General features: G+C 68.9%; 18 protein-coding genes and 1 pseudogene. 5 read left to right on the top strand and 14 right to left on the bottom strand.

What is annotated here, in order from left to right:
- Positions 1 to 155: 155 nt before the first annotated feature.
- From GVY64_RS21420 to dop, 12 genes are all read right to left on the bottom strand, one after another.
- Positions 156 to 2,858 carry a DEAD/DEAH box helicase gene (locus GVY64_RS21420; protein WP_159844166.1) on the bottom strand — a complete coding sequence of 901 codons (2,703 nt, stop codon included), beginning with the start codon at positions 2,856 to 2,858 and terminating at the stop codon, positions 156 to 158.
- Positions 2,859 to 2,861: 3 nt separating this feature from the next.
- Positions 2,862 to 3,815 carry a twin-arginine translocase subunit TatC gene (gene tatC, locus GVY64_RS21415; RefSeq protein WP_159844164.1) on the bottom strand — a complete coding sequence of 318 codons (954 nt, stop codon included), beginning with the start codon at positions 3,813 to 3,815 and terminating at the stop codon, positions 2,862 to 2,864.
- Positions 3,816 to 3,913: 98 nt separating this feature from the next.
- Positions 3,914 to 4,177 carry a Sec-independent protein translocase subunit TatA gene (tatA, locus tag GVY64_RS21410; RefSeq protein ID WP_159844162.1) on the bottom strand — a complete coding sequence of 88 codons (264 nt, stop codon included), beginning with the start codon at positions 4,175 to 4,177 and terminating at the stop codon, positions 3,914 to 3,916.
- Positions 4,178 to 4,241: 64 nt separating this feature from the next.
- The gene (locus GVY64_RS21405; protein ID WP_159844160.1) at positions 4,242 to 5,291 is read right to left on the bottom strand and encodes a 2-dehydropantoate 2-reductase; all 1,050 of its coding nucleotides are present in this window, start codon (positions 5,289 to 5,291) and stop codon (positions 4,242 to 4,244) included.
- A 22-nt stretch (positions 5,292 to 5,313) separates the two neighbouring features.
- Entirely contained in the window at positions 5,314 to 6,291 is a 978-nt protein-coding gene (locus GVY64_RS21400) for a helix-turn-helix transcriptional regulator (protein ID WP_159844158.1), read from the bottom strand.
- Positions 6,288 to 7,283 carry a helix-turn-helix transcriptional regulator gene (locus GVY64_RS21395; protein WP_159844156.1) on the bottom strand — a complete coding sequence of 332 codons (996 nt, stop codon included), beginning with the start codon at positions 7,281 to 7,283 and terminating at the stop codon, positions 6,288 to 6,290. The genes GVY64_RS21400 and GVY64_RS21395 overlap by 4 nt, the downstream gene beginning before the upstream one ends.
- An 89-nt stretch (positions 7,284 to 7,372) precedes the next feature.
- Positions 7,373 to 7,669 carry an MTH1187 family thiamine-binding protein gene (locus GVY64_RS21390; protein ID WP_159844154.1) on the bottom strand — a complete coding sequence of 99 codons (297 nt, stop codon included), beginning with the start codon at positions 7,667 to 7,669 and terminating at the stop codon, positions 7,373 to 7,375.
- Positions 7,666 to 9,024 carry a Pup--protein ligase gene (pafA, locus tag GVY64_RS21385; RefSeq protein WP_174186519.1) on the bottom strand — a complete coding sequence of 453 codons (1,359 nt, stop codon included), beginning with the start codon at positions 9,022 to 9,024 and terminating at the stop codon, positions 7,666 to 7,668. The genes GVY64_RS21390 and pafA overlap by 4 nt, the downstream gene beginning before the upstream one ends.
- A 219-nt stretch (positions 9,025 to 9,243) precedes the next feature.
- Entirely contained in the window at positions 9,244 to 10,044 is an 801-nt protein-coding gene (gene prcA, locus GVY64_RS21380) for a proteasome subunit alpha (protein ID WP_159844152.1), read from the bottom strand.
- A gap of 2 nt (positions 10,045 to 10,046) precedes the next feature.
- Positions 10,047 to 10,901: a proteasome subunit beta gene (gene prcB, locus GVY64_RS21375; protein ID WP_201298101.1), complete on the bottom strand. Its 855-nt coding sequence runs from the start codon at positions 10,899 to 10,901 to the stop codon at positions 10,047 to 10,049.
- Positions 10,898 to 11,092 (bottom strand): ubiquitin-like protein Pup, encoded by a 195-nt coding sequence (locus tag GVY64_RS21370; RefSeq protein ID WP_014986166.1) that lies wholly within the window; start codon positions 11,090 to 11,092, stop codon positions 10,898 to 10,900. The genes prcB and GVY64_RS21370 overlap by 4 nt, the downstream gene beginning before the upstream one ends.
- Before the next feature lie 324 nt (positions 11,093 to 11,416).
- Complete coding sequence (dop, locus tag GVY64_RS21365) at positions 11,417 to 12,916, bottom strand: depupylase/deamidase Dop (RefSeq protein WP_063018112.1); 1,500 nt, start codon at positions 12,914 to 12,916, stop codon at positions 11,417 to 11,419.
- Positions 12,917 to 13,037: 121 nt separating this feature from the next.
- Here dop and GVY64_RS21360 point away from each other — a divergent pair.
- From GVY64_RS21360 to GVY64_RS21345, 4 genes and pseudogenes are all read left to right on the top strand, one after another.
- Positions 13,038 to 14,253, top strand: a pseudogene (locus GVY64_RS21360) (DUF418 domain-containing protein).
- A gap of 148 nt (positions 14,254 to 14,401) precedes the next feature.
- Positions 14,402 to 14,953, top strand: coding sequence for an NUDIX hydrolase (locus tag GVY64_RS21355; RefSeq protein ID WP_201298100.1), 552 nt, complete (start codon positions 14,402 to 14,404; stop codon positions 14,951 to 14,953).
- A gap of 64 nt (positions 14,954 to 15,017) precedes the next feature.
- Positions 15,018 to 15,305 carry a DUF427 domain-containing protein gene (locus GVY64_RS21350; RefSeq protein WP_159844147.1) on the top strand — a complete coding sequence of 96 codons (288 nt, stop codon included), beginning with the start codon at positions 15,018 to 15,020 and terminating at the stop codon, positions 15,303 to 15,305.
- Positions 15,306 to 15,479: 174 nt separating this feature from the next.
- Positions 15,480 to 16,277 carry an AraC family transcriptional regulator gene (locus GVY64_RS21345; RefSeq protein WP_328820989.1) on the top strand — a complete coding sequence of 266 codons (798 nt, stop codon included), beginning with the start codon at positions 15,480 to 15,482 and terminating at the stop codon, positions 16,275 to 16,277.
- Between the two features lie 17 nt (positions 16,278 to 16,294).
- Here GVY64_RS21345 and GVY64_RS21340 read toward each other — a convergent pair whose 3' ends face one another.
- A complete protein-coding gene (locus GVY64_RS21340) occupies positions 16,295 to 16,675 on the bottom strand; it encodes a nitroreductase family deazaflavin-dependent oxidoreductase (protein ID WP_159844144.1) in 381 nt (126 codons plus the stop codon).
- A 53-nt stretch (positions 16,676 to 16,728) separates the two neighbouring features.
- On the opposite strand from GVY64_RS21340, the gene GVY64_RS21335 reads away from it, so the two are divergent.
- Positions 16,729 to 17,316: an NUDIX hydrolase gene (locus GVY64_RS21335; RefSeq protein WP_159844142.1), complete on the top strand. Its 588-nt coding sequence runs from the start codon at positions 16,729 to 16,731 to the stop codon at positions 17,314 to 17,316.
- Positions 17,317 to 17,322: 6 nt separating this feature from the next.
- Here the strand turns inward: GVY64_RS21335 and GVY64_RS21330 are convergent, their stop codons facing one another.
- Positions 17,323 to 18,003, bottom strand: a complete 681-nt coding sequence (locus GVY64_RS21330; protein WP_159844139.1) for a TIGR00266 family protein — start codon at positions 18,001 to 18,003, stop codon at positions 17,323 to 17,325.
- Between the last annotated feature and the right edge of the window lie 53 nt (positions 18,004 to 18,056).

Below are 18,056 nucleotides of genomic sequence, written 5' to 3'. Positions count from 1 at the left end.
CTCCACTCGCATCGTTGTACACACGGTAGCCCCCCGCGTGGGCCTCGTCGCATGACACGACTACTCCGCCACGGTCGGTACGCGAAAGAAATCAAATCACAATCGAATCCGCCGTGTTGATATTGCCGCCGCCGCGCGCCCGCAGCGCACACCGCTCAGGCGGCGTCCACCGCCACGACACCCCGCCGGATCGCCCGCACCGCTTTGGCCGCGGTGGCGGCGACCTCGGGATCGTCGGCGGTGCCGTGGATCTGGTCGAGCAGATCGATCACCTGCCTGCACCAGCGCACGAAGTCGCCGGCCGACAGTGGTGCGCCCGCGTCACCGCCGGCAAGCAACGACTCGGCCAACCCGTCGCCGCGCGCCCATTTGTAGACGCCGTCGACGAAACCCAGATCGGGTTCCCTGGTCGGCGGCAGTTTGTGCCGCGCTTCGTCCGTGCGCAGCTCCGACCAGACGCCGATGGTCGCACCCACCGCCCGGCGGATCGGCGCCGTCGGTCCGCTCGCGCCGAGATACCCACCCTCCTGGCGGGATTCGTAGACCAGGATCGACACCACGCCGGCCAGCTCGGCCGGACCGAGGCCGCGCCACAGACCCTTCCGGAGGCATTCGGCGACCAGCAAATCGCTCTCCGCGTAGAGGCGGGCCAGCCTGCGTCCGTCCGCGGTCACCTCGCTCTCGTGCACGAAACCGCGTTCCTCCAGCAGCCCGAGGATCCGATCGAAGGTGCGCGCGAGCGAATTGGTGGTGGCGGCAACCTTCTGGCGCATCGATTCCGTCTCCCGCGCCAGCCGGTTGTAGCGTTCGCCCACCCGGGCCAGTTGCTCGCGATCGGGGCGGGAGTGCGCCGGGTGCGCACGCATGCTGCGCCGCAACGTCGCCAGTTCCCGGTCGTCGGCCGCAGCGGACTGCCTGCCTCGCCGTGGTCTGCCGGGCACCGAGATCCCGGTGCTGCGCAGCGCGGAAGCCAGATCACGGCGGGTGCGGGCGGTCCGATGATCCACCCGGCGCGGCAGCCGCATGTGCCCGAGTGCTTCGGCGGGCACCGGGAAATCGGCGACCGACACCCGTCCAGCCCACTTGTCCTCGGTGAGCACCAGCGGCCTGGGATCACCCGGCGTCGCGTCCGGCTCCAGGATCACCGCCAGCCCGGCGCGGCGGCCGGAGGGAATGGCCACCACGTCGCCGCGCCGCAGGGCGCCGAGCGCGTCCACCGCGGCGCCGCGCCGGTCGGCGCGACTCTGCTGGGCCAGCTGCCGCTCCCGCTGCTTGATCCGCTCGCGCAGCGCGAGGTAGTCCAGGAAACCGCCTTCCGCGCCGCCGAGCTGATCGCGCAGCTTGCGCAGCGCTCCCTCGTTGCGCTCGATGCCGCGCACCAGCCCGACCACCGACCGGTCCGCTTGGAACTGGGCGAAGGAGCGCTCCAGCAGGGCCCGCGATTCGTCGGCGCCCATCCGATCGATGAGATTGATCGACATGTTGTAGCCCGGCCGGAACGAACTGCGCAGCGGATAGGTGCGCGTGGAAGCCAGACCGGCTACCGCGCTGGTGTCCACCTCGGGCTGCCACAGCACCACCGCGTGGCCTTCGACGTCGATGCCGCGCCGCCCGGCACGCCCGGTCAACTGGGTGTATTCCCCGGGTGTGAGTTCCGCGTGCGATTCGCCGTTGAACTTCACCAGCCGTTCCAGCACGACGGTACGGGCCGGCATGTTGATCCCGAGCGCCAGCGTCTCGGTGGCGAAGACGGCACGCACCAGCCCGTTGACGAACAACTCCTCGACGGTGTGCCGGAACGCGGGCAGCATCCCGGCGTGATGCGCGGCGAGTCCGCGGTGCAGCGCCTCACACCACTCCCAGTAGCCGAGCACCTCCAGATCGGCTTTGGGCAGGTCGCCGGTGTGTTTCTCGATGATCGCGTCGATCTCGTCGCGCTCTTCCGGACGGCTCAGGTCCAGCCGCGACCGCAGGCACTGCGCGAGCGCGCCGTCGCATCCGGCCCGGCTGAAAATGAACGTGATCGCGGGCAGCAGGCCCTCTTCGTCCAGTTTGGCCAGCACCTCCGGCCGCGGCAGCGGACGAAAATCCCGGCGCGGGCCGCCGCGGCCGTTGCGCGGGGCGCCCCAGCTGTTCATCCGGTCGGCGGCCTCGCGCTGGCGGATGAACCGCACCAGATCCTCGTCGACGAGCACCTTCTGCTCGGTGGATTTCGTGTCGAACAGGTCGAACATCCGCCGACCCACCATCACGTGCTGCCACAGCGGCACGGGCCTGGTCTCGTCGACCACGACGGCGGTGTCGCCGCGCACCGTCTCCATCCATGCGCCGAACTCCTCGGCGTTGCTCACCGTGGCCGACAGGCTGACCAGGCGCACGTCCGGAGGCAGGTGCAGGATGACCTCCTCCCAGACGGCGCCGCGGAACCGGTCGGCGAGGTAGTGCACCTCGTCCATCACGACGTAGGACAGTCCGCGCAGGGCGTCCGAGGAGGCGTAGAGCATATTGCGGAGCACCTCGGTGGTCATCACGACCACCGGGGCGTCCGGATTGATCGACTGATCGCCGGTCAGCAGGCCGACGTTGTCGCGGCCGTGGCGTTCGGTGAGGTCGGCGAACTTCTGGTTCGACAGCGCCTTGATGGGCGTGGTGTAGAAACACTTGCCACCCGCCACCAGTGCCAAGTGGACGGCGAACTCGCCCACGACCGTCTTGCCCGCGCCCGTGGGTGCGCAGACCAGGACGCTGTGGCCTTCTTCGAGCGCCGCACAGGCATCGCGCTGAAACGGATCCAGCCGGAACTTCAGTTCGGTGGAAAACGCGTCCAATTCGCCCGTCTGCGACCGGTCATCTGTCACTCGTCAGAGCGTATCGGAGTAGTCCGACACCGGTCGTGCGGATTTCTCCGCGGGCGTGGTGATCGACTCGGCCGGATCGATCGGCTCCGGCTCGCCCAGTTCGGAGGCTTCCTCGTCGGACAACGCACCCCAGCCCTCGCGCTCCTTACGCGCCCGGCGCATGTCGTTGACCCGGGAGAACTGGATCGCCACCTCGAACAACACCGTCAACGCCAAGGCCAGGGCCAGCATCGAGAAGGGGTCCTGCGGCGTCACGATCGCGGCGAACACGAACAGTCCGAAAGTGATCCCACGCCGCCACGCCTTGAGGCGCTCATAGGTCAGCACACCGACCAGGTTCAACCCGATGATCAGCAACGGCGTCTCGAAGCTGACGCCGAAGATGATCAGCAACTGGATGATGAACCCGAAATACTGCGACCCGCTCAACGCGGTGATCTGCACGTTGTCGCCGATGGTGAGCAAGAAACTCAACGCGTGCGCGATCACCACATAGGCCAGCACCGCCCCCGCGGCGAACAGCACCGTGCCCGAGGACACGAACCCGATCGCGTACTTGCGCTCCTTCGCGTACAAGCCCGGCGTGATGAACGCCCACATCTGGTACAGCCAGATCGGCGCCGCGAGCACCACGCCCGCGGTCATGCCGACCTTCAACCGTAAGGTGAACTGCTCGAACGGCGCGGTGGCCAGCAGACGGCACTCCCCGTCCGGGCTCAACGACGCACGCGCCGACGCGGGCAGCGAGCAATACGGTCCGCGCAGGATCTCACCGAGGCTCTCGATCCCGAGGAACCCGTGCGCGTACCACAGAAAGCCCAGGATCGTCGTCGCGATCACCGCCGCGATCGACACCAGCAACCGGTACCGCAGCTCCTGCAGATGCTCGACCAACGACATCGTGCCGTCGGGATTGGTCCTGCGCTTACTGCGCCGCGGATCGAACGGGATTCGCATGGTTGGTGATCGCCCCTGGGTTCACGTGCCTGGCTCAGCTCGGCAACAGCACTGAGTCCGGAGTGAGCCCTTGCTCACTCCGGCGCGAGCGGATCCGCTCAGACCGATTTCTGCTCGGTGCGGGACTCCGTGGCCTGCGACGGCGTCGACTGCTGCGCGGCGGGCAACTGCGGTGCGGGCTGCTGAGCCGACGCGCCGTTGCCGGGCGCGTTGCTCTCGTTCTGCATCTGACTGACCTCGCTCTTGAAGATGCGCAACGACCGGCCCAAGCTGCGGGCCGCGTCGGGCATCCGCTTCGCGCCGAAGAACATCACGAAGACCACCGCAATGATCAGCCAGTGCCAGATGCTCAGACTGCCCATGATCTACCTCCCAAGACTGTGATGTCTCGATGCTACCGGACCGTGACGTGCGCGAACGCCGCCGTCACTGCTCGTTCGCCCCGCGTTGGGGCGCGGCGACCGCCGCGGCGCCCCGCAACTGGCCGAGCAGTTCCCGGCCGGTCCACACGCGGCGACCACCCTGCTCGGCGGCGACGACCAACTCGATCAGCCGCTGATTCACCGGCGTCGGCGCACCGACCATCGCGCCAAGCCCCACGATTTCCCCGCACAACCAGGGGATTTCGGTAGTGCGGCCGAGCTCGAGGTCGTCCGCCATGGACGAGCGCGCCACCGGATCGATGGCCAGCACCTGGCCGGCCACCCGCCGGAACAGGGCGTCGGGGACGGTCAGCAGCGTGGCCATCACCCGGGGCGGCAGCGGGGTCAGCCGGGCCGGGCGAATTCGCGCCTTGTTCATCACCGCGAGCGCTTCGCGCTGGGTCAGCGCGAGACAGCGGCGATAGTCCCGGTCGGCGAGCTCCTCGCGCAGCGGGCGGCCCGACAACGCGTTGATCGGGTTGTTGAGGTTGAGCAGCAGCTTGGCCCACTGCACCGGACGCAGGTCGGGATAGCGGCGCAGGCCGAGACCCGCCCGCTCGAACACGTCGAGGAACGGCGCCAGCGCCGGATCGTCCTGCACCGCGAGACCGCCCTCGGTGCCGCGGTGGAACCGGCCGCCGGGATGGTGCACGACGTTGAACATCACCATGCCGGCCAACACCACACAGTGCGGCAAAATCTCCCGGATCACCGAATCGTTGCCGATGCCGTTCTGCAGGCTGAGCACCACGGTGCCCGGCCTGATCTTGCCCGCGAGTTCGCGCACCGCCGCCGCGGTCGCCGCCGATTTCACCGTGACCAGCACCAGGTCCGCCGAGCCGACGTCATCCGGTTCGGTGGCGCGGTGGAATCGGTCCGGCGCCAGCGCCTCGTCACCGCCGTCGAGGTCGGTGAGCCGGAGTCCGGAAGCGCCGAGCTCGTCGAGCACTCGCCTGCGGCCGACCAGGGTGACCTCCGCGCCCGCCGCGCCGAGCTTGCCGCCGACGAAGTTGCCGATGCTGCCCGCACCGACCACGAGCACACGAACGTTCATGCCGGTCGGGCCTCTTCGTCCCTCATCTGGCCTCCAGATATCCGGCTTCCTCATAGGCGGCCAGCGCGGCGTTCGACCGCTCGCGCACTGCCGCCACCAGTTCCGGCGGACCGAGGACGGTGACGCCCGCCCCGAAACCGAGCAGCAGCCGGGCCATCCAGTCCAGCGTGGCGAACCGCATGGTCGCCTCCAAGCTGCCGTCGGGGTGCACCGCCAGCCGGTGCATGGGGTACTGATCGAGGACCCAAGCGTAGTCGGCGTGAATCCGCAGGCGTGCCAACGGGACCGCCGGATCGTCCTGGAACAGGTCCAGGCCCGCCGTCGCCTCGGTGGCGTGCTTGGGCGGTCGAGCCGCCTCGTCCAGTTCGGTCGCGGCCTCGATCCGGTCGAAGCGGAACAGCCGCACGCCCTCGGCCTGCCTGCACCAGGCTTGCAGATAGCTGTTGTCGTCCACCAGGACGATGCGGATCGGGTCCACGATGCGTTCGGACACCACGTCGCGGCTGGCGGAGTAGTACACCAGCCGCAGCACCCGGCCCAGCGCCAGCGCCGAGCGCACCGCGGCCACCGCGGGCGCCTCCGGCGGCGGTGTGCGGGATCGTCCGTCCGCGGCCGGTTCCACGCCGCCCGCGATGGCCGATTCGATCTTCGCGATGGCCGCGTGGGCCGCGGTCGGGTCCACCATGCCGGGCATGTCGACGATCGAGCGCAGCGCGACCAGCAGCGCGGTCGCCTCGGTGGAGGTCAGCCGCAGCGGCCGATCGATGCCCGCGGAGAAGGTGACCTCGATGCTCTCCTCGGAGAACGACAGGTCGATCAGGTCACCCGGGCCGTACCCGGGCAGCCCGCACATCCACAGCTGATTGAGGTCGCTCATCAGCTGCTTGGTGGTCACGCCGAGGTCGGCGGCGGCCTCCGCGGCGCTGATCCCGGGGTGGGCGATGAAGTACGGGATCATGTTCAACAGCCGGGAGAGCCGGACCGACAGCCGCGAGCTCATGCCCGCACCTCCGTGCGGTCGAACACCGAACGCAGCCGCGCGATGACATCGGCACGCAGGGACTCCGGGGCGAGCACCACGGCGTCGGGCCCCAAACCGGTGATCAGCCGGGCCAGCCAATCGCGCGAGCGCACCGGAAGCTCGACCACGGCGCCCGCCCGGCCGCCCACCACGCGCTCGCCGGTCACCTGGCCAAGCCTGCGGATCTCCCGGCCCCGCCCCTCGGCCACCCACACCGTCGCCGCGCCGCTGACCGGCCCGCTGCTGGTGACCTGGTCGACGATGGCGCGCAGATCGACGCCCTGCGGCTTGCGCACGGCGTTGCGCGGGCCGTACGCGGTCACATCGTCGCCGATGCGGGAGAGCCGGAAACTGCGCACGGCGTCCCGGTCCCGGTCGTGCCCGACCAGGTACCAGCGGCCGTGGTGGGTGACGACGCCCCACGGCTCGACGTCGCGCATCAGATAGGGCGCGTTGATCGCGCCGCGGTGCTCGAACCGCACCGCCTGGCCGGCATCGATCGCGGCGAGAAGTTTGCCGAGCACCGGTTCCGAGCCGCGAGCGCGGGCCGGAACGGCGGGCACCGACGCCACCGCGGCGTCGGTCTCCACGTGGATACCCGCCGCGCGCAGTTTGAGCAGCGCGCCCTCCGCTGCGGCGGCCAACTCGGGCGATTCCCACATCTGCACGGCGACCGCGACGGCGGCGGCCTCCTCATCGGTCAGGTCGATCTCGGGTAGCTCATAGGCGTCGCGGTTGATCCGGTAACCCTCGAGCGTCGAGTACCGGCTCACCGGACCCACTTCCAGCGGAATGCCCAGATCGCGCAGTTCGTTCTTGTCCCGCTCGAACATCCGGCTGAACGCTTCATCGCTGGCGGAGTCCTCGTATCCGGCCACACTCTCCCGGATCCGCTCTGCGGTCAGGAACTGCCGGGTCGACAGCAGCGCGATGACCAGATTCATCAGCCGCTCGACCTTGGATATCGCCACCCGATAGAGGGTAATCTGCGCGGCCGGGCTGTGTTGTCCCGGCCGCGACTTCGTCGCGGCGTGTTCAGCTGCGCGGGCCGCTGCGCCGATCAGCCTTCGGCCAGGTAGCGCTCGACCTTCTCCACCTTGGTGGTCATCGCATCCATCACCCCGGGGCGGATGTCGGCCTTCAGCACCAGGCTGCATCGCGGCGCTACGGCGAGGATGGCGTCGGTCGCCTGTTTCACCACGGCCATCACCTCGTCCCATTCGCCCTCGAGCGTGGTGAACATGGCGTCGGTGTGGTTGGGCAATCCGCTGGCGCGCACCACGCGGACCGCTTCGGCGACCGCGCGCCCGACATCGGCGCCGGTCCCGAGCGGTGTGACGGAGAAGGCGACGATCACATCGACGCGATCAGGCGATCGACGCGCTCGTCGACCGAGCGGAACGGGTCCTTGCACAGCACGGTGCGCTGTGCCTGGTCGTTCAGCTTCAGGTGCACCCAGTCGACGGTGAAGTCGCGGCCCGCCTCCTGCGCGGCGGTGATGAAGTCACCGCGCAACTTGGCCCTGGTGGTCTGCGGCGGGGTGTCGACCGCGGCATCCACGGCCTCGTCCTCGGTGACGCGCTTGGCCAGGCCCTTGCGCTGCAGCAAGTCGAAGACGCCGCGTCCGCGCTTGATGTCGTGGTAGGCCAGATCCAGCTGGGCGATCTTGGGATCGGACAGCTCCATGCCGTACCGGTCCTGGTAGCGCTGGAACAGCTTGCGCTTGATCACCCAGTCGATCTCGGTGTCGACCTTCGCGAAGTCCTGTGCCTCGACCGCGTCCAGGGTCCGGCCCCACAGGTCGACCACCTGGTCGATCTGGGGATCCCGGTCGCGGTTGCGCAGATGCTCCACGGCGCGGGCATAGTACTCGCGCTGGATGTCCAGGGCACTGGCCTGCCGTCCGCCTGCCAGGCGCACCGGACGGCGCCCGGTCAGGTCGTGGCTCACCTCGCGGATCGCGCGGATCGGGTTGTCCAGCGCGAAGTCGCGGAACGAGACGCCCGCCTCGATCATCTCCAGCACCAAGGCGGCCGTGCCGACCTTCAGCATGGTGGTGGTCTCGGACATGTTGGAGTCGCCGACGATCACGTGCAGGCGGCGGTACTTCTCCGCGTCGGCATGCGGCTCGTCGCGGGTGTTGATGATCGGCCGCGAACGGGTGGTCGCCGAGGAGACGCCCTCCCAGATGTGCTCGGCACGCTGCGACAGGCAGAACGTGGCGGCCTTCGGTGTCTGCAGCACCTTGCCCGCGCCGCAGATCAGCTGGCGGGTGACCAGGAACGGCAGCAGCACGTCCGAGATCCGGGAGAACTCGCCTGCCCGAACGACCAGGAAGTTCTCGTGGCAACCGTAGGAGTTGCCCGCGGAGTCGGTGTTGTTCTTGAACAGATAGATGTCGCCGCCGATGCCTTCTTCGGCCAGACGCTGCTCGGCGTCGATCAGCAACTCTTCGAGGACCCGCTCGCCCGCACGGTCGTGGGTCACCAATTGCGCCAGGTTGTCGCACTCCGCGGTCGCGTACTCCGGATGGGACCCGACATCGAGGTAGAGCCGAGCACCGTTGCGGAGGAACACGTTCGAGCTACGGCCCCAGGACACCACCCGGCGGAACAGATACCGGGCCACCTCGTCGGGGGACAGTCGACGGTGACCGTGGAAGGTGCATGTCACACCGAACTCGGTCTCGATCCCCATAATTCGTCGCTGCACACCATCGACATTACAGCCATGTCAGGGACTTGCGTGGTGCACCGAACAACCCGTATGCATACGTCTTCACAACAATTTGGCCCGCTTTGTCGGAATTTGCCCGGCCGATACCCCGCTTCCGGCGGAGGAAGCACACGGCGGGACCGGGCGCGGGCATGCCGACGCGGCCCGCGAACGAGACGTCGTTCGCGGGCCGCCGAGCTCGTCGGCCCGGGCGGATCACTCCGCCGGCGGGGTGTCCTTCGCCGAGGGCTCCGCAGCCTCGGCCTCGGCGCCGCTCTCCTGCGCAGCGGACCCGCCGTCCGGCTGCGCCGGGCTGAGCAAGCGCTCCAGCGCGGCATCGGCCACCCGCCGGAACGCCCGGCGTGGACGCGCCTGCTCCAAGGTCGCGACCTCGAGCGAACTCACGCCCAGCCCCCGCTTCTCTTTCTCCGTCCCTTCCGGCACGCCCGCCTGCAGCGCCCGCACCGCCACACCCACCGCGGAGGCCAGATCCAGACCCGGCTGGTAGGACGACTTCAACGCGGTGACGATCGGCTCGGTCGTGCCGCCCATCACCACGAACTCCCGCTCGTCCACGATCGACCCGTCGAAGGTGATCCGGTACAGCACCGATTGCGGGGCCTGTTCCGGATAGCCCACCTCCGCCACACAGATCTCCACCTCGTACGGCTTCAGCTGATCGGTGAAGATCGTGCCAAGGGCCTGCGCGTAGGCATTGGCCAGGGCACGACCGGTGACGTCGCGGCGGTCGTATTGATACCCGCGAATGTCGGCCTGCAGGATGCCGCCCCTGCGCAGGTTCTCGAACTCGTTGTACTTGCCGACCGCGGCGAAGCCGATCCGGTCGTACAGCTCACTCACCTTGTGCAGCGTCGTGGACGGGTTCTCCGCGACGAACAGCACACCCTTCTCGTACGTCAGCACCACGACGCTGCGCCCCCGACCGATGCCCTTGCGCGCGAGCTCGGTCTTGTCGCGCATGATCTGCTCGGCCGACGCGTAGTACGGCAACGTCATGATCAGGCGCTCCCTTCTTCGGCGGCCGCGCGGTCGGCGACGACGCCGCGCGCGATCTCCTCGAGACGCGACTCGGTCACCTCGACCGCACCCTCCTCATCGATCACGATCGCCGTCGGGAAGATGCCGCGCACCAGATCCGGGCCGCCCGTCGCGGTGTCGTCATCGGCCGCGTCGAACAGCGACTCGACGGCGATGCGCAGCGCACGCTCCTGATCGATTCCCTTGGCGTACAACTTCTTCAGCGCCGACTTCGCGAATACCGAGCCGGAACCGACCGCGGCGTACCCGAATCGCTCCTCGCTGCGTCCACCCACCACATCGAACGACACGATGCGGCCCGCCTTGTCCGGATCGGTGGCGTTCAGGTCGTAACCGACCAGCATCGGCACCACCGCCAGACCCTGCAAGGCCGCGGGCAAATTCTCACGCACCATCTTCGACAGCTTGTTGGCCTTGCCGTCGAAGGTCAGCGGCACGCCCTCGAGCTTCTCGTAGTGCTCCAGCTCCACCGCGAAGATTCGCACCATCTCCACCGCCATGCCCGCGGTGCCCGCGATACCGGCCGCGGAATAGCTGTCCGTGATGTAGACCTTCTCGATATCCCGGCTGGCCAACAGGTTCCCCTGCGTGGCACGCCGGTCGCCCGCGATCAGCACACCACCGCGGTAACTCACCGCGACGATGGTGGTGCCGTGCGGAGCGATCTCCTTCGCGGAAGTGCCGCCGGAGATTCCGGCGGCACCCTGTCCGAACCTGTTTACGGGCAACAAGTCCGGAGCATGCATACGGAGATAGTCGGAGAAGGACGAGAGGGCGTACCCCAGGTGGAGACGCGAGGGGTCACCGACTGTCACTGGCCACCTTTCTGCACGTACGCGCGGACGAAGTCCTCGGCGTTCTCCTCGAGCACGTCATCGATCTCGTCGAGCAGGTCGTCGGTTTCCTCCGCCAGCTTCTCGCGGCGCTCCTGACCGGCGGCATCCACACCGTCCGGGCCCTCGTCCTCGTCGCCACCCCCGGCGCGCTTGGTCTGCTCTTGTGCCATGGCAGCCGACCTCCTCTGTCCTCACCATGACCGGGACCCATCGTGAGCACGATCCCGATCATGAGCATTGTCCGTGCTCGTCCCTCAACACTACCTACCAGCACCGACAGTGTGCTTATTTTGTGTGGCGGTGTTTGCCTTGCAGCGCCTGCGGCGCTGCGTGTTCGCGGCCCCTCCACGGCTCGTGTCCGAGCGGGACCGCGAACGGACAATGCCCGGTCTCGCTCGAAACCCTTAGCTGAGCTGGTGTGGTGGCATAGGGCGATCGAGGCAAGGCCCTGCCGGGCCGTGCCGTCAGCCGATCGGGACACGCGCTGCCGGAGGCTACGTCGTCAGCTGCTCCACCAGGTCAGCGGCGGTGGTCACGCCGTCGAGGAGTTTGCCGACGTGGGCTTTGGTGCCGCGGCGGGGTTCCAGGGTGGGGATGCGCACGAGGGAGTCGCCGCCCAGGTCGAAGATCACCGAGTCCCAGCTGGCCGCCGCGATATCGGCGCCGAAGCGGCGCAGGCATTCGCCGCGGAAGTAGGCGCGGGTGTCGGTGGGCGGGTTGGTCATGGCGTCGAGGACCTGCTGCTCGCTGATCAGGCGCTTCATCGAGCCACGGGCGACCAGGCGGTTGTACAGCCCCTTGTCCAGCCGCACGTCGGAGTACTGCAGGTCCATCAGGTGCAGCTTGGGGGCCGCCCAGCCGAGTCCCTCGCGGCTGCGCATGCCCTCGAGCAGACGCAGCTTGGCCGGCCAGTCGAGCAGGTTCGCGCACTCCATCGGATCGCGTTCGAGCAGGTCCAGCACCATGGCCCAGTTCTCGATGATGTCCTGCACGCGTTTGTCGTCGTTTCCGGTGCGGTCGACGAATTTGATCACCCGATCCAGATAGACCCGCTGCAAGGCGAGGCCGGTCAGCTCCCGGCCGTCGGCGAGCGCGACGGTCGCCCGCAGCGTGGGGTCGTGGCTGATCGTGTGCACCGCGGTGACCGGGCGCGCCAGTTGCAGGTCCGACAGGTCCTCGCCCGCCTCGATCAGATCGAGGACCAGCGCGGTGGTGCCGACCTTGAGGTAGGTCGACATCTCGGCCAGATTGGCGTCACCGATGATGACGTGCAGCCTGCGGTACTTGTCGGCGTCGGCGTGCGGTTCGTCGCGGGTGTTGATGATGCCCCGCTTGAGTGTGGTCTCCAGGCCGACCTCGACTTCGATGTAGTCCGAGCGCTGGGACAACTGGAAGCCCGCGTGGTCGCCGGACTGGCCGATGCCGACCCGGCCGGAGCCGCAGACCACCTGCCGGGACACGAAGAACGGCGTGAGCCCGACGATGATCTGGTTGAACGGGGTGTCCCTGCTCATCAGGTAGTTCTCGTGGGTGCCGTACGAGGCGCCCTTGCCGTCGACGTTGTTCTTGTACAGCTGCAGCCGCGGGGCCCCCGGCACGCTGGAGGCGTGCCGCGCGGCGGCCTCCATCACCCGCTCGCCCGCCTTGTCCCAGATCACCGCGTCCAGCGGGTCGGTGACCTCGGGCGCGGAGTATTCCGGGTGCGCGTGGTCGACGTAGAGCCGGGCGCCGTTGGTGAGGATCATGTTGGCCGCCCCGACCTCGTCGGCGTCGATCACCGGCGCGGGCCCGTTCATCCGGCTCAGGTCGAATCCGCGCGCGTCGCGCAGCGGCGACTCCACCTCGTAGTCCCAGCGGGTGCGCTTCGCGCGCGGCACGCCCTCGGCCGCGGCGTAGGCCAGGACCGCCTGGGTCGAGGTGAGGATCGGGTTGGCCGACGGCTCGGTCGGGGTCGAGATGCCGTATTCGACCTCTATTCCGATGATGCGCTGCATGGCATCGAGCCTAGGTCACGCACCCGGCCGAACCGGTCGCGACCGGCGGAGTCCAATGTCATACCGCAGGTGGTACTTCCGGAGGACTCCTCGCGGCGCAGGTCGGCGTGATAGTCGGGACATGCCCGAATCGCCCGCGGCCCGCCCCACGCAGACCACCGGACAGCACCCCGCGCCCGCTCCGCCGGCGTTGCCCGCACCCGCCCGGCTCGTCGCGTTGGACGTGCTGCGCGGGATCGCGATCCTGGGCACCCTCGCCACCAATGTCTGGATCATGACCGATCCGGAGGGGGCTGATCGGCTATCTCCACGGCCTGGGCGGGCAGGCCGACGGTTGGTTGTGGACCGAGCGGGTGCTCCAGCAGCTCGCCCAAGGCAAGTTCCTGGGCCTGCTGACCATCATGTTCGGCGTCGGCCTCGCCATCCAGCGGGGCTCGGCGACCAGGGCCGGGCGGCGCTGGCCGGGCGACTACCCCTGGCGCGCGGGTCTGCTGTTCGTGGACGGTCTGCTGAATTTCGTGTTCGTCGCCGAGTTCGACGTGCTGACGGGCTACGCGGTGACCGGACTGGTCGTCGCGTTCGTGCTGGCCACCGGCGAGCGGGCGCAGCGACGCTGGCTGATCGGCGCCGCCGCCGTGCACGTGACGCTGCTGACCCTGATCGCGCTCGTCCTGGCCTTCGCGCCGCGGCGAGACGCGGCGGCACGCGGCGGGCTCGACCCGAATCCGTACGCCGACGGCTCCTTCTGGGATCTCGCGATGTTCCGGCTCGGCAACGCCGGGCTGTTCCGGATGGAGGCGATCTTCGTGTTCGCGATGTCGGTCGCGCTGTTCCTGACCGGCGCGCGGCTGTTCCGCGCCGGCGTGTTCGGTCCGGAAGGCGCGCGAATCCGTCAGCGGCTCATGATCGTGGGCTTCGGCATCGCCGCACCGATCGACCTGGCCGTCGGCATCGCCGGCGGCGGCGACCTCATCCTGTTCACTCGCTACGGCAGCGCACCGTTCGTCGCCCTCGGCATCCTGGCGGCGGTCGCCGAGTGGTACCTGCGGCGGCCCGCGGTCGGGTTCGCCGGGCGCCGCCTCACCGAGATCGGCCGCACCGCGCTCAGTTGCTACATCCTGCAGAATCTGGTGGCTTCGATGCTGTGCTACGGCTGGGGATTCGGACTCGCCGCGCGCGTGGCATCCGACGACCGCGTCCCCTTCACCATCGCCGTCTACGTGCTGGTCGCGCTGGTCATCGCGAGCGGAGCACACCTGTGGTTGCGTCGCTTCGAGCGGGGGCCGGTGGAGTGGTTCTGGAACGTGAGTTACCGGACACTGGCCCGGGAACGCTGATCGTACGTCCGCATCCGCCGCGCCGGAGGATACGGACGTGACAACCCGGACCGGAGCAGCGCCGAACCCGGCCGCACCCCGTGCATGTCGCCGCACACCCGCAGAAATCCGGCGGACACGATCCCTCGTCGACCGCTACCGTCGTCCTGTGACGCTCGCCGACCGCTATCCCGTGCTGCACACACCGACCCACTGGGCGTGGGGGGATCTGGACGTGCGGTTCTCCACCACGCTGCCGTCGGACGAGTTGGTCACGAATATCCACGTCGTCTGTTTCGTCGGCGAGGAGATCGTGCTGTGCCGCGACGATCGCGGCATCTGGCTGATCCCCGGCGGCACCAGGGAACGCGGCGAGTCGATCGACGAATGCGTGCGCCGGGAACTGCGCGAGGAGGCGGGAGCGCGCCCGATCGGGCCGATCAGCTGGTTCGGCGCCCACCACGCGACCAGCAATCGCCCCGCGCCGTATCGGGAATGGCAGCCCCACCCGCACAAGGCGTGGCTCTGGTGCACCGCGGACGTGGTGCTCGACTCCGCGCCGACCAATCCCGGCGGCGCCGAGCAGATTCTCGAGGTCCGCACCTTCCCCGTCGCCGAGGCGATGCGGCGTGCCGAATCCGACGGCGAGCACCTGGGCGAACTCGTGGCGTTGGCCGTCGAACTCCATCGGCGCGCGGCGCGGCCGGACCACCCCGTGTGACCGCGCGGTTGCGCGCGACAGGTTCGGCCGCCGCCACCGGGTGAGATCGGGGCAGAATCGAAGTATGGCAACGGCAACCTGGCACGGCCGCGTCCTCGCGACCAGCAACGACACCATCATCGTCGAGGGCAACCACTACTTCCCGCCGGATTCGATCAGCCCGGAGTTCTTCCAGCCCTCCGACACACACACCTACTGCCCGTGGAAAGGCACCGCCAGCTACTACACCGTGGTGGTCGACGGCGAATCCAACACCGACGCCGCCTGGTACTACTCGCAGCCGAAGACCAAGGCGGCGCAGATCAAGGACTACGTCGCGTTCTGGCGCGGGGTCGAGGTCTCGGAGAGCTGACCGGCGTTCTTCCGCTGCGAGCAATCGAGCGGCGAACTCATGATCGATGCCGGAATCCCGCCGTGGAGTGATCGGCGGGGTCGGCCGTAATCGGAGGAATCGGGAATACCGCCCGCGCGAAACCGATACGCTCATCCCAGGATTCAGCGTGCGTGTCTCAGCCGGGAGCATCCCATGATGAAGGCTCTGGTCACCGACGGCTTCTCGATGTCGCCTGTGGGCGCAGCGGACGAACCACCGCAGGCGGGTGCCGCACTGCTCCGGCCGGGCGTCCTGGCCTTCGCCGGATCGATCGGCCCGACGGAGTTGCACGCGCACCACGCGGTGCAGATCGTGGCCGCGAGCACGCCGATCGTGGTGGTGGACGGCAGCGGCGTGCGCAAGCAGGGCACGCACGTCATCGTGCCGACCGACGCGCCGCACCGGATCGACGTGGGGTCCGCGCACGGCACGGCCGTCTATCTCGACCCCGAGACCGCCGCGGGCGCGGCGGCCGACCGGAGGGCGCACCTCAACGGCTGGGCCGACAGCACCGACACGCTGGGCATCGTCGCCGCGGGCGGCGATCTGACCGCACAGGTCACCGCGGTCGTCGAGGACCTGCTGCCGCAGGACGAGTCGTCGGGTGGGGGCGAGCGGCACGCGGTGATCACCGCGGCGCTGCAACTGCTCCCCGCCCTGGTGCGCGCGGGCTCGGTGCGCGGCTCGGATGTCGCTCGGCAGCTCGGGATCCCGGCGCCCCGGCTGTCGCATCTGTTCACCGAGCAGATGGGAATTCCGTTGCGCCGCTACATCCTCTGGTTGCGATTGCACATCGCACGCACCCGCGCGCTGGCCGGTGACGATCTCACGGCAGCCGCACATGCGGCAGGCTTCTCCGACGGGGCCGACCTGACCCGCACCTGCCGCCGGACGTTCGGGCTACCGCCCTCGGTACTGAGCCGCACGGTCCAGTCGGTGCAAGGCGCGTAGTGCGTCCGACGCGCGGTTCACCCCGCCGGACGGGACTCCACGTAATACTCCGCCGAGATCGTCTTCAGTACCTGCCGCACCCCCACCGGCGCCCACGCCGCGGTCGGATCGTGCCGCACGACCGGGTCGGTCAGCTCGACGACGCGACCGTGGGTCTCCAGCGCGAAGCCGTCCGTCGCGCGAATGTTCTTGACCCAGTCGACGTCACGGCCGTACGTCAGCGCGATCCGGTAGGCGCCGTCCTGTTCGAAGACCATCACCGGGGTGCGGTAGGACCGTCCCGACTTCCTGCCCTTGTGCAGCACGATGCCGAAGCCGGGCGCGCGCCCCGCGACCAGGCCCGCGGTCGGATTGGTGACATGCCGGTTGAACTTCGCCAGTGCGTGCGGAAGCACCATGGGCGGCGATCCTCTCTCCCTGTGGCGTGCGGTGTTCACGTTACTCTCGATCCATGTCCGCTCCACCAGATCATGGGTCGCCCCACGCCGGAGATCCGGGAGCGGAACTGATCGCGGTCTACGATCCGGCGGGCAACCCGGTGGGCGCGGCCGAGCGGGCCACGGTCTATCGCGACGGATTGTGGCACGCCAGTGCCGGTGTCCTCCTGCGGTCCTGGGACGGCCTGCGCGTTTACGTGCACCGCCGCACCGATACCAAACTCGTTTTCGCGAGCATGCACGACTGTCTGGCCGGTGGTGTGGTCGCGCCCGGCGAAGCGCCGCGCGAGACAGCGCTGCGGGAGGTCGCCGAAGAACTGGGCGTCATTCCGGACCCTGCCGATCTCTCACCGCAACCACGGGCGAGGGTCTCCTGGGACGGCGAATGGAACGGCCGGCCGATGCGCTGCCACCTGTTCGCGTACGAATTGCGCTACGACGGGCCGGTGCGCCACCAACCCGACGAGATCGCCGAGGGCTGGTGGTGGACCGACGCCGAGTTGCTGGCGCATCTGGCCGATCCGGACTGGCCTTTCGTCCCGGACACCCGCCTGCTCGTCACCGACCTGCTGTCCGGTGCCGGTTTCCCGGCGGACGGATGATCGTGATCAGCTGGACGAAGCAGCCGATCCGGCCCAGGCGGCGAACGCGCCGGGATTGCGCGTCTGCAGCAGCACCCGGCCGGGACCGGTGAAGTCGAAGACGAAGCCCTCACCGGACTTCAAGGACTGGATCGAGCGGCCCGAGACCGCCCGCCGGATGCCGAAATTCATCGTCAGGTCGTAGGCGACGACGTGCCCGGTGTCGATCGTGATCGGCTCCCCCGGCTGCAGGTCGATCACATCGATCGCACCGAACACGCCCACCACGATCTCGCCCTCGCCGTGCGCGCGCAGACCGAACCCGCCCTCGCCGCCGAACAGATTGGCGAAGCCGCCCCATTTGCTCTCCACTTGCACGCCGTGCGAGTTGGCGATCCAGCCCCCACGGCTGATGAAGAACGGCCGATCCGGGGTGATCTGCAGGTTGAGCACATCGCCGGGGAGCGCGGGCGCCACGTCGACCCACCCGCCCTGCGGCGGCGCGGTGAAGGTCGAGACGAAGAACGATTCCCCCGCCAACACCGACCGCTTCAACCCGGCCAGGATGCCGCCTTCGGCCTTGGCCTGCAACATGACTCCCGCCGAGTGCGCCACCATGGCGCCGCTCTCGACCCGCATCGGCTCGCCGCCGGCGAGAAAGCACCGCGCGATGGCGGCGGCCGGGCTGTGGCGCAGTTGTACCTTCATGCCCGCCGACCCTACCGTCGAGGCCCGCCCGGTGGGACCGGCCGTTGGGCGGC

The sequence above is a fragment of the Nocardia sp. CY41 genome (genome assembly GCF_009829325.1).
Taxonomy (GTDB): Bacteria; Actinomycetota; Actinomycetes; order Mycobacteriales; family Mycobacteriaceae; genus Nocardia.
Note: the sequence above shows the minus strand (reverse complement) of the source record. Positions and strands in the feature narration are given on the sequence as shown.

Bases quoted from the DNA above. Each gene is read 5' to 3' on its own strand.
- GVY64_RS21350 (WP_159844147.1), top strand. From the start codon at position 15,018: ATGGCAACGGCAACCTGGCACGGCCGCGTCCTCGCGACCAGCAACGAC.
- tatA (WP_159844162.1), bottom strand. From the start codon at position 4,177: ATGGGCAGTCTGAGCATCTGGCACTGGCTGATCATTGCGGTGGTCTTC.
- GVY64_RS21345 (WP_328820989.1), top strand. From the start codon at position 15,480: ATGATGAAGGCTCTGGTCACCGACGGCTTCTCGATGTCGCCTGTGGGC.
- GVY64_RS21405 (WP_159844160.1), bottom strand. From the start codon at position 5,291: ATGAACGTTCGTGTGCTCGTGGTCGGTGCGGGCAGCATCGGCAACTTC.
- dop (WP_063018112.1), bottom strand. From the start codon at position 12,916: ATGCAGCGCATCATCGGAATAGAGGTCGAATACGGCATCTCGACCCCG.
- prcA (WP_159844152.1), bottom strand. From the start codon at position 10,044: ATGACGTTGCCGTACTACGCGTCGGCCGAGCAGATCATGCGCGACAAG.
- GVY64_RS21330 (WP_159844139.1), bottom strand. From the start codon at position 18,003: ATGAAGGTACAACTGCGCCACAGCCCGGCCGCCGCCATCGCGCGGTGC.
- GVY64_RS21335 (WP_159844142.1), top strand. From the start codon at position 16,729: ATGTCCGCTCCACCAGATCATGGGTCGCCCCACGCCGGAGATCCGGGA.
- GVY64_RS21340 (WP_159844144.1), bottom strand. From the start codon at position 16,675: ATGGTGCTTCCGCACGCACTGGCGAAGTTCAACCGGCATGTCACCAAT.
- GVY64_RS21370 (WP_014986166.1), bottom strand. From the start codon at position 11,092: ATGGCACAAGAGCAGACCAAGCGCGCCGGGGGTGGCGACGAGGACGAG.
- tatC (WP_159844164.1), bottom strand. From the start codon at position 3,815: ATGCGAATCCCGTTCGATCCGCGGCGCAGTAAGCGCAGGACCAATCCC.
- GVY64_RS21400 (WP_159844158.1), bottom strand. From the start codon at position 6,291: ATGAGCTCGCGGCTGTCGGTCCGGCTCTCCCGGCTGTTGAACATGATC.